Genomic DNA, 10,806 nt, shown 5'->3' with positions numbered 1-10,806 from the left:
GACAAAAGTCGACCCCCCCCGGAAGGAGGCCGGGCATGCTGGAGCGGCTGAACCAGGCCATGGAGCACATCGAATCCCATCTCGACCAGACCGTCGACGTGGAGGAACTGGCACGCATCGCGGCCACCTCGGAGCACCACCTGCGCCGGATGTTCTCCGCGCTTGCGGGCATGCCCCTGTCGGAGTACGTCCGGCGCCGCCGGCTCACCCTCGCGGGCGCCGAAGTACTCGCGGGACGTGAGACGCTCCTGGAGATCGCGGTGCGTTATGGATACGGCTCCGGCGAGGCGTTCGCGCGGGCGTTCCGTGCCATGCACGGCATCGGACCGGGCGAGGCCCGGCGTACCGGCGCCGCGCTCAACTCCCAGTCCCGGATGGCTTTCCGCCTCACCATCGAAGGGAGCAGCAGTATGCGATACCGCGTCGTGGACAAGGCGGACTTCAACGTCGTCGGGTTCAAGGCCCGGGTACCGCTGGTGCATGCCGGACCGAACCAGGCGATCATGGACTTTGTCCGTGGGATCGATCCGCAGACCCTGGAGCGCCTGGAGAAACTGTCGGACCAGGAGCCGCACGGCATCGTCGCGGTCTGCGACGGCATGGACCCCAGCCGCGTCGAGGGCACTGAACTCGACTACATCCACGGCGTGATCACCTCCGCTGCCGCGCTGGAGGGCACGACCACGTTGGCCGTCCCGGCCGGCACCTGGGCGGTCTTCACCACCTCCGGGCCGGCACCACAGGCCATCCAGGAGCTGTGGCGGGACGTGTTCACCGAGTGGTTCCCGTCGAACCCGTACCGCACCCGCACCGGCCCTGAGATCCTGCGCTTCCACCTGTCGCCGGAGAAGACCGAGGCCGACGCCGAACTGTGGCTCCCGGTGGAGCCCGAGCACGGCTGAACACAGCGCCATCCCCCGGGCTGGCTTTGTTCATGAGAACGGGCTCTGGCACGACTTCTGTGGACCTGGCGCGACGTGGGGTGTCGTGCGCTGGACTACGTCCAGGTCGGCTGCGGTGCCGACGGGATTTGAACCCGCGGACAGATGAGAGCAGGTCCGCCCCGTCTCCGTCAGTCGCCGTGGGAGGGACCTCGCCCACGTCGATCGCAATGGGCCGCTCTGCCACGGCACCGCAACCTGCAGGAATGCGCGCACTCCCGCTCCGACACAGGGTAGAGAGCCCGTTCTCTGGGGACGAATCTTTATCCGGGACACCGGCAACCGCTGCCACGGGTCCACAGAAGTTGTGCCAGAGCCCGTTCTCATGAACAAGGCCACCCGCGAGGAGACCGTGCCCCGCCAGCCGAAGAAGACTGCTGCGGCGAAGCCCTGAAGACTGCCGGCGGGTTACTTGCTCCCTGGCTTTGCCGACGAGTTTGGAAGCGACTCGGGGCTTGCTTTGGCGCGGTCGCTGTGCCCGGCATGACGAGAGCTGCGCCCGCCACGGGATGCGGGGAGTCAGGCGCGATCACGTACGGGGATGTTCGTGGCCGGTCATACGGCGCGGCCCATGACGATCATCAGGTAGGTGAGGCCGATGGTTGCTCCCCACAGGATCAGGGACGACAGCGCGACCAGCACACGGTCGAAGACGGGGTGGACGCCGACATTCGTGCCGGGGTCGTCCGGGTGGTAGCTGATCTCGATCTCGCTCGCGTATGCCCGCCGAGAGTAGTTGTGGGATGCGCCGCTCTGGTCCGTGTATTGGTACGTCCCTGACTTGCCGAAGGGGCTGGTGCGCACCGCCATCACCGTGATGCCGTACCGGGGCAGGCGCCACATCTGGTAACCCCGCTCCATCGTGACGGCGCTCACGACGTTGAGGAGCAGCGCCACGATCCCCAGCAGGACCGAGAGAACGAGCGCTCCTGGCTCCCCCCGCATGATGACCAATGCGCTCATGGCGATGAGTCCCGTGAGACCTGGGCCGAAGGCGACCACGGCCCACGCCAGGCCCTTGGCCTTCTCGCCGGCGCTGAGGGGAGTACGAGGGGGACGCAGAGAGCGCGTGGTGACGAGTGCGGCGCCGTCAAAGGACGGGTCGGACTCCGGCAACTCGGCCAAGGCCTCGTCCAGCGCCGCGGCGAACATGCTCACAGCCGCCTCGCTGACGCCCTCGCCCCGATGGACCACGGGCTGGGCACCCTCCGGTACGCGCAGCTCGACGGCGACGGCCTGGTCGTCCGGCAGGACAGCCCGAGTGGCCTCCAAGGGGATCCGTATCTCCTCGTCCCTGCCGCGCAGTGTCAGCGCCCCGTCCTCTGACGCAGTACGGCTCCTTTGTGGCCGCGCAGGATGGGAGTAGAGGACGGCGTGGTCGACATGGGCGTGATCGTAAGGTGTGATCACTGGGCGGTGAAGTCCACGACTCCTGCAGGGATCCGGAGGCATCCATCAGCTCACGCCACCGTACGCCGCTCATGCCTTGAGGAAGGCCCCCACGGTGACGGCATGCTCCTCTGGATCGACTGATGCCTTCCTGCCGGCCGACAGGACGCGGCTGGTGAGGTCGGACAGCGAACACGTCCTGTCCGGATGGCCGGGTGCATCCCCGCGCATGCAGGGGCCGGGTTGTGTCTGCTCTTAACGAGGGCCATCCCCGCGCGCGCGGGGCTTGGCTGGAGGCCCAGGGCGAACACATCTGACGGGTCATTCCCGCGCAGGCGGGGAAGAAGGACGTGCGGTGCGAACACTTCCGACAGGCCATCCCCCGCTTGCAGGGAGGACTGCGGACCCGAGGTTAGCGCCAGCCGGGGGGCGTGGCCAGTACGCGCAGCCGGCACCCACCTCAAGGAACCGTACCCGTAGGTCATCGGTCCGTCCTAGGCTGGAAGGTGCTTACGAGCTCGCTCGGACTCTGCTGGTGGCAGCTCCGGGCTTGCTATGGGAGCGTCCCTTTCCTGGGATTGGCCCCCGACCCGCAGCAACGGGGCAGGGGCCCGGTCAGAGGGGCGACGATGGCTGCTCCTCGGCGTTTAGAGCGCGCCGAGTAGCAGCCGTCACCACATGGTGTCGACGACCTTGGCCGTCAGCGCGGCGATGAACCCCGCGACGACGAGCGCCAGCAGCCATGTGACACCAGTCAGCGCAAGCCGACGTACCTCGGGCTTCCGCAACCTCTCCCGTAAGCAAACCTTCATCCTGGATGCCTCCTGCACCGAAAAGCCCTTCCCGGAAGTGGGAAGGACGTGTCGGCGCAGGGACCCCCTCAGTGAGGTTCACGTTCCCAAGGGAACCACGAACAGCGCTGCTGCGTAGGCGACTTGACCCAAATCTCAACTCCCAGCCGGGAGCGAACACTTCTGAGTAGGCCTACCAGCTCGGAGGTGTCGGTGCTCCCTGCCGGAGTCACTTCCGCCCGTTGCGCCGCATCAGGATCGTCAACGTCGCGCGGGCGTCGCGGCGTCGCTGCGGGTTGCGGGAGAGTACGGAGGACGCGGCCACGGTGACGACGGCGCTGGTGAAGGCGAGGCCGGTGGCCGCGGTCAGGGTGGCTGCGTCCTGGAACACGGACTGCAGGACAGACAGCAGAACGGACATGGGGATCTCCTCAAGTCGTCGCCCGGCGGTTCGTCCGCCTGGCGGGGTGCCACAGGTATCCACCGTCCGAAGGTCTTCCGGCGATGTCCGGAGAGTCAGAGCAGATGTATTTGTGCAGGTCAGAGAGGCGAAAAGAATGCTTCCGGAGAAGTTGTCCGCCGACGGCGGGGAGACCGGTGGTCAGGTGCCCGGCTTCTCGGCGGAGCTGCGAGCGCTGTACGCCGCCGCGGGCGGGGGAAAGACGTTGACGCTCAGAGACCTCGTCAGCATCGGTGAACCCCACGGCTTCAAGGTGGCGGACTCCACCCTCAGCGCATGGCTCACCGGCCCCTCGGTCCCCACACAGCAGCGTCACGTCCGCTACGTGCTGAACCTGCTGATCCCCTTACTGGAAAGCCGGGCCGCCGAGCGCTCCAAGGACCACCAGAGGACCTGCACGGAGACGTGGGAGACCAGGCTCTCCGCGGCCCAGGCCGTGCGGAAGAGCGGGCAGGGAGGCCGTGGCCGTCGCGTCCACGCCGCCTCGCCCGGCCGCCTGTTCGGAGTTCCGTCCCAGGCCCTCCAGGACGTTCTGCCACACGAGTTCGTCGGCCGTGACGAGGAACTGGGCCTACTGTCGGCCTTCGCCGCGGCCCCGGACGGAGGCCCCGCCTACGTGTGGTGGCAGGCGGACGCCTGGGCCGGCAAGACGGCCCTGCTCGCCTGGTTCGCCACGCGCCGCCTTCCCGCCGGCGTCGATGCCGTTCACCACTTCATCGCCGGGCGCCTCGGCACCAACCGGCGCGAAGACTTCCTCTCGGCGGTCGGAGACCAGCTCGCCTCCGTCGCCGGCCGGAAGCTCAAGGCGACGGAACGCGGGCGGCCGGAGGCCCTGCCCGCGCTGTACGAAGAGGCTGCGAAGGCCAGCGCAGGCCGCCACCGGCGCCTGCTGATGATCGTCGACGGCCTCGACGAGGACGCGGACGCAGGTCCGGGCGGCCTGAGCATCGCCGCGCTCCTGCCCAAGCAACCCCCGCACGGCATGCGCGTCCTCGTGTCCGGGCGCGCACACCCGCAGGTCCCGCAGGACGTCGCCGACGGCCACCCGCTACGGGACCGTGGCATCGTCCGCCGTCTGGCCGACTCGCCCGCCGCCCACGTCATCAGGGACACCGCGCTGCAGGAGCTGGACGCCCTGCTGGACGACGAGCGCATCGGCTCCCAACTCCTCGGCCTGCTTGTCGTCGCCCAAGGGGCTCTCACCGGCGACGACATGGCCGCACTCGCCGGCGTCCGGCCGCACGACGTCCAGAAGAGGCTCCGCAGGGTCGTCGGCCGCAACATGGCACCCACCGACACCGACCACCTCACGCTGGGCGCGCAGGCTCAGGCCGCCGCCGCCGACGCCGGCCGACGTACGTTCGTACTGGCACACGAGGAGCTGCACCGGGCCGCCTCCGAAGCACTCGGCAAGGCCGAGCTCGCCAAGTACAAACGGCGCCTGCACGCCTGGGCCGACGACTACCGGGCCGAGGGCTGGCCCGAGGACACCCCCAACTACCTGCTCACGGGCTACACGCGGCTCGTGCGGCACAGCGGGGACCCCGACCGGCTCGCAGACCTCGTTCTCGACCCGCGGCGCCAGCTCCGCCTCGTCCAGCGCTCCGGACCGGACGTCGCTCTCGCCGATCTCGCCCTGGTCGCTCCGCCCGATGCCGACCGCACGCCGCCGAGCCTGGTCACAGCGGCGAGCGCGGGCATGTCCCGGGAGTGGCTTCTCCGGCACTCGCGGCCGCTGCCTCGATCCGTCGCGCGGACGGTTGCCCGGCGCGGTGACGTCCGGCGGGCCAGGGCGCTCGCGGGGGCCTCCCCGTATGCCGCGGCGAAGGCGTTGGCCTTCGCCGACGTGGCCCGCGTACTGGTGGACATGGGACACGAGGAGGCCGGCGATGCCGCGCGGGAGGCGGGGGAGTGGGCGCGTACGGACCTTCGCCAGGTCGGCCCCTTCGGGTACGCACGCAACGAGGCGGAGGCGGCTGCCGGCCAGGCCGCGCTCGCCCTGCTGACCACGAACCAGGAGGCAGCGGGCCTGGAGGTGCTCCGCGCGACCCACGGGTCGAGCACGGCCAGGTACGAGGCATGGGCGGAGGCAGCCCGCCTGCTGGCGCCGGACCACCCGGTGTCTGCCGCGGGACTGCTGGACGAACTGGAAGAGGAGGCCGCGGACCTGGCCGAGGAGCCGCGGGACGGGAGTGCCGTAGCCGTCCAGATCTGGGAAGCCGTCGTGACCGTGGCCGCCGACCGCGCGGACCGGCTCCTCGACCGCATCCTGGAGCACGCCCGCGCAGTATGGGATGTGGTGCCGAGACTGGAGAACGTCTCCGTGTTGGCCGGCGCGGCCTCGGCATTGGCACAGGCCCGGCCGGAGGACGCCACGAGCCTCGCGAACCTGGCCCACCGACACGTCGAGGCGGTGCTCGTCACCGGTGCCACGCCGCTGTCGGCGACGGACGCCTTCCACCTGGAGTTCGGCTTCCGACACACCCTCGCTCGGCTCGCCCAGGCACTCACCGACACCGGGAAGCCCGCGGAACAGGTCCGGCGCCTCCTGGAGGCGCTGGACCAGTCGATCCCCGGAGGGCCGGGAGACCGGTCCGAACACCTCAATGGCATGGACGTAGATGTAGACGAGGACGAAGAGGGAGCCGACTCCGAGGCCGAACGACTGGCCGACGAAGCCTTTCGGTTGGCGGACCTCGGCAACGACAGCGAGGCGAAAAGCCGCTTGGACGAGGCCCTCGCCCTGCTGCCGGCGGCAGGCCCGGGCACGGGCCGCGCGCCCCGGTGGCTCCCGTCACTGGTCGGAGCACTCGTACGGATCGACGCCGCAGAGGATGCCGAGCCACTGCTCGACCCGCGGCAGGATCCGGCCGACCGGGCGCGTGCGTACGCCGCCATGGCCTTGGCGTACGCGGATCTCGGGCTGGTCGGCGATGCACGCAGGCGCGCGCAGCAGGCGGCGCAGGCCACCGCCGGATCTGCCCCCGGCGGCGCCTGGGCGCACGCCGCGCAGGCGCTGGCCTGCGCGGGAGAGGGGGAGGCCGCGGAGGACCTCATCCGCCGGCACATGGTGCCCACGGACCGCAGCAAGAAGGCGGCATGGAAGCAGGCCGACCGGCTGGCCCGCATCGCCGTGGCCGCAGGGCTCGCGGAGCGCGATCCGCGGAGGTCGGGCGAGCTGCTCTTCCCGCTCCTCGAGGATCTGTACGCCGGCAGGCAATCACCACAAGGGATGTTCACCTTGCTGGCCCGCTTCGCCGGCCTCCTTCCGGCCGTGGCTGCGGCTGCGGCCGACGGCGAGCACCCGTACGACCGGCTCCTCCACGAGGTGAAGGAGGCAGGGATCGCGTACGCGGACAGGAAGGACCCGAAGACCTGGCTGCCCGAAACGGTCCTGGTTCACGCCCTCCTGCGCATCGGCGCGGGGGAGGAGCCCGGCCGGCAGCTGGACTGGCTGACCAGCGACCTGGCGAACCGCGGGCACGAGCACTTTCCCACGGCCGCCCTCGCGGTGGTCCACGCGGCGCGGGGCGACATCGAGGCGGCCCGCACGGTGGCCGAGCGCCTCACCGACCCGCGGACCCGAGCGGCCGCGCTCGCCGCGGTGGCGGGTCACCTCGCCCGGGTCCAGGTCCGCCCCCTCCCAGCGATTGAACCCGCCGCGCAGCCGGACCCCTTCACCCGCACCATCGAGCACCTGGCCCTGGACATCACCCCACACGCATCGGCCGACGAGCGGGCGGCCACTGGGTTCCTCCACCAGATCCTGAACACCGTGGGCTGGTACCACGCCCTGCCGGTCCTGGCCCAGGTCGAACCCGAAGCGGTCGCGCGCGTCCGGGACATCGCGCTTGTCCACGCCCGCGCCGCGGGAGACGTGGGAGGCGCGGCGGCCGCAAGGTGACCGGACCGGCGTAGTCTCGAGGCCGGCAAGCTTGATCCCCGGACATGAGGGGATGGCCCTCCGTTGGTCTTCAGGTTGAAGGTCTCCAGCGGATGCTCCCTGCCCTCGCGGGGATGAACCCCGCCGTTCTCCGCGACGGTCAACGGCCCCGGCTGTTTCCCGCCCCAGGACTCCGTTCCCGAAGGGCTGGGGTGGTCCGACCCCGGCATGGGTCGCATGGACGCGGGGGTCATGATGGCCCACCGCTAGGCGCCCGGCTCCGAGATCCGTCAGCAGCGCGGTGGGATTGGTGCGGAGCCCACGGTGCAGGGTGAGCCGTCCAGTCCTACGCGGAGAAGGCCGCGGTCGAGCTGGACGACGTCCGTCAGCCACGGTACGCGCGGCCGTGCCTCCAGCAGTTGGTCCGCGAACGCCTACTCGGAGGCGAAGAGGCGCGGCGGGCACGCACGCATGTAGGCACCGAGCACATCGCGGACCGCGACACCATGAACACCGCTACCAACCAGGCCTTGCGCCGGCTCTTTCCCGGCGGTCGGGCCGGCCGACGCCCGTCCCGACCACATGTCCGCACTCCTAGGCGAGATCGGTGTCCCGGTCTCAGCCGCCCGCGGCGCCGCCATCCGGCAACAACTCCTCGAAATTCCCGCCCCCGTCGTCGGGAAGTCCTCGGCTACCACGACAAGACCACCAGCCGCCTCCTCAAAGAGAGCGGCGACCTGGAGCTGATATGCCGCAGGCGACCACCTAAGGTCACCATCCGGCTGGACTCCCCATCGACTCACCGACGGTTGAAGCTCAGATCACGTCTCGGACCACCTGCGGGTAGCCGATCTCGGCGATGTCCTCGGCCAGGTCTGCGAGGGTGACTTCCGAGTTCAGCGATGACACGAGCTTCTGGCTCAGCGGCCGCAGGGCATACACGTTGCGCACCGCTTCCAGGTCCACGGGAACCTCGTAGTAGTCCTCGGCGAAGCGCTGGAATGTTTCCGGTGAACGGTCGACCAGGAGCTCGAACGGCCCCGTTGCCCCATCGGGGTCGGAACACCCGGCGGGGAAGTCGATTACGCCGTGCCGCCACCGATCATCCGTCGCCTCCCGCCACAGGCAGGCCGTCACGACGGGAACGTCGTCCTCGTCGGTGAACGCCGGCTCTTCGACGAAGAGCTTGAAGACCTCCGGAACCTCGTCGATCACTCCCGGCCAGGGCTCGCCATCGTTGCCATATGGGCTCATCGGTGCTTCGTGGTCGAAGCCACGGACATAGGCCCCGGCCGCCGAGAACACAATGGAGTACTCGTTCCCCGACCCGTTGCGCATCGACGCCATCTCCTCGCCGTCGGCCCAGTCGGCATTGAAGGAGTAGTACCGGCCTTCCCAGTCCGGGCTCAAGATCGCATCGAGCATCGCCAGTGAGCGGCACAGGTTCCGCAGGTCGGCGATTGAAGGGAGCCGGCGAGCTACGTCATAGACAGTCACGTGCTCATCCAACCGGATGCCTCTGACACCCAGAATCTCCCCCAAGGATGTCACGCTCCGTAGCAGTATTGGAGTCGGGTTGATCAACTCGCGACGGTTGAATACGCGAGCCCACCAGTACCAAGGCCGGCAAAATGCACGGCTACCGCAGCTCGGCAGAGATCTACTATGACCACTTGAACAGCGGTGATGCGCTGACCGCTTGAGCCCGCCATGGTTTGTTGAAGCTGGTCCAGCGAAGCTTGCGGGCCGCCACTGGAACGGCGCCGATATCCTCGCGGACGTGATCTACGAGGGAACGATGGGCATGGATGAGGGCGCTCCGACTACAGCGCGTCTCCGCGATGTACTGAACCGTGCTGAGCGCGTCGTGATCGCTGAGGGATCTCCTGACGAGGCGGACTCCGCCGAGGTGGCGCGGATCGTGGTGACCGGTACTGAGATCGCCGACTTGGCCCAACTGCTGGCCATTGTGGACGGTGGTACTGGCGACCGGTGCCGGTGCAACGGCTGGCCGACGATCGTGGTTCACGACGTCAAGGGCGAGCTGATCGCCTGCTGGACGCTGCACCACCAATCCGGCCTTCGAGGGATCGGCGACTGTGATGCCGACCTGCGAGATGGTCCGGCACTCACCGAGTGGCTGGCGGAGCGAGGCCTGACCGGATCTCGGGAGGTTCAGGCGGGGCTGGCCGTGCAAGAGGCTGAGGAAGACCGGCGTCGGCTGCGCTGGCTCCAGGCCGCGCCCGCCGGGCTGCGTGACGCGGCCATGGATGTCTTCGACCCGCCGGGGCGTGACCTGGAAGCCTGGTCAGGTCGACTTCGCGACGCGAAGGCTCGGCTCGCCGCGCTCGTCCAAGATGGCTATCCCGACGGGATCGAGCGGATCCGCGTCCTGCTGGCATGGGCCGGGGTTCCCGCCAGGGAGTCCACCGGTGGCCTGAAGTGGTACGACATGGCCGTCGAGCAGCAGCTGCTCGCCGAAGATCCCGACCTCATCCTCGCCGCACTCGCCGCCCGTCCGCTGAGCCCGGCCCAACTTGACGGCGCGGCCCAACTCTTCGGTTCTCTCGAATGGACCGGAGCGCACGGCAAGCAGCTGCCCGAGCCGCTGCGGTCGATGCTGATCGGGCACATCCAAGCGGACGGCACCGACCCCATGAGGTTCCGGATGCGCCACGGCTACTACGGTGCCGAGCGATCCGCCTGACAGGACGTTGCCGCCTGTCGGACGGGTCTCCCCCGACTCCTTCGTCGGCATCGCCGCCGTTTCCGTGCTGCCGGTCATCGCTCCCAGTACCCGGCCGGCGTCGAGGGCGGCCGGGTAGCCGTCTGGCCGGCGCCCCTATCGCTAGCTGTCGTCTTCGCCGACCAACGGTTCGCGCAGCGGCCGGCGCCGGGCCTCCTGTGGTCGGAAGAACGCATACTGGCCGAGGAGCAGCACGGACACCGCCTTGCCGTCGGGACGACGACGAGCAGGTCGGCGTCGAAGAACCCATCGCGGCCTTGCACGAGCCAATCAGGGCGTGCGGATCACTGCTCCCGAGACGAACCACTGCACCAGGGCAGCGGCAAGGTGGACTTCCCCCCTGGCGGCTTCCAGGGTCTCGGGCGCGGTGGCGCTCTGGGCGCCGTGGCGCGAAGTCTGCCCGTCCCACAGGGTGCGCACGCCGAATCCGCCAGCACCCTCCTGGCCGCGGTCGTCGTCGGCCTGCGCGAGCGCGGGTCCTCCGTCAGCGGTGACGACCAGGCCGAAGCCCGCAAAGCCCTGACCGGGCTGGAGGTCAAGCTCCTGCAGGCCGGGAACGTCGCGGCCGCGGCCAGGCCGTCGGCGCCGACATCGAC

The 10,806-nt window shown here is 69.6% G+C and carries 7 protein-coding genes and 1 tRNA gene; 3 read left to right on the top strand and 5 right to left on the bottom strand.

Going from position 1 to position 10,806, the window contains the following annotated elements; translation table 11 throughout:
• Nucleotides 1–35 precede the first annotated feature (35 nt).
• A complete protein-coding gene (locus ACFV9H_RS34335; protein WP_385406213.1) occupies nucleotides 36–902 on the top strand; it encodes a GyrI-like domain-containing protein in 867 nt (288 codons plus the stop codon).
• 113 nt (nucleotides 903–1,015) lie between these two features.
• Here the strand turns inward: ACFV9H_RS34335 and ACFV9H_RS34330 are convergent.
• From ACFV9H_RS34330 to ACFV9H_RS34315, 4 genes are all read right to left on the bottom strand, one after another.
• A tRNA-Gly gene (locus tag ACFV9H_RS34330) sits at nucleotides 1,016–1,134 on the bottom strand.
• Nucleotides 1,135–1,496: 362 nt separating this feature from the next.
• Nucleotides 1,497–2,213: a hypothetical protein gene (locus ACFV9H_RS34325; RefSeq protein ID WP_385406208.1), complete on the bottom strand. Its 717-nt coding sequence runs from the start codon at nucleotides 2,211–2,213 to the stop codon at nucleotides 1,497–1,499.
• A 788-nt stretch (nucleotides 2,214–3,001) separates the two neighbouring features.
• Nucleotides 3,002–3,142 (bottom strand): hypothetical protein, encoded by a 141-nt coding sequence (locus ACFV9H_RS34320; protein ID WP_385406206.1) that lies wholly within the window; start codon nucleotides 3,140–3,142, stop codon nucleotides 3,002–3,004.
• 208 nt (nucleotides 3,143–3,350) lie between these two features.
• Nucleotides 3,351–3,542 carry a hypothetical protein gene (locus tag ACFV9H_RS34315; protein ID WP_385406203.1) on the bottom strand — a complete coding sequence of 64 codons (192 nt, stop codon included), beginning with the start codon at nucleotides 3,540–3,542 and terminating at the stop codon, nucleotides 3,351–3,353.
• Between the two features lie 136 nt (nucleotides 3,543–3,678).
• Here ACFV9H_RS34315 and ACFV9H_RS34310 point away from each other — a divergent pair, with 136 nt between their 5' ends.
• A complete protein-coding gene (locus ACFV9H_RS34310; protein ID WP_385406200.1) occupies nucleotides 3,679–7,485 on the top strand; it encodes a hypothetical protein in 3,807 nt (1,268 codons plus the stop codon).
• A gap of 795 nt (nucleotides 7,486–8,280) precedes the next feature.
• Here the strand turns inward: ACFV9H_RS34310 and ACFV9H_RS34305 are convergent.
• On the bottom strand, nucleotides 8,281–9,006 hold the full coding sequence (locus tag ACFV9H_RS34305; RefSeq protein WP_385406197.1) for a hypothetical protein: 726 nt from the start codon (nucleotides 9,004–9,006) through the stop codon (nucleotides 8,281–8,283).
• A gap of 238 nt (nucleotides 9,007–9,244) precedes the next feature.
• On the opposite strand from ACFV9H_RS34305, the gene ACFV9H_RS34300 reads away from it, so the two are divergent.
• Nucleotides 9,245–10,171, top strand: coding sequence for a hypothetical protein (locus ACFV9H_RS34300; RefSeq protein ID WP_385406195.1), 927 nt, complete (start codon nucleotides 9,245–9,247; stop codon nucleotides 10,169–10,171).
• The last annotated feature ends 635 nt before the right edge of the window (nucleotides 10,172–10,806 follow it).

Source organism: Streptomyces sp. NPDC059874, from assembly GCF_042731135.1.
In the GTDB taxonomy this organism is placed as follows: domain Bacteria; phylum Actinomycetota; class Actinomycetes; order Streptomycetales; family Streptomycetaceae; genus Streptomyces.
Note: the sequence above shows the minus strand (reverse complement) of the source record. Positions and strands in the feature narration are given on the sequence as shown.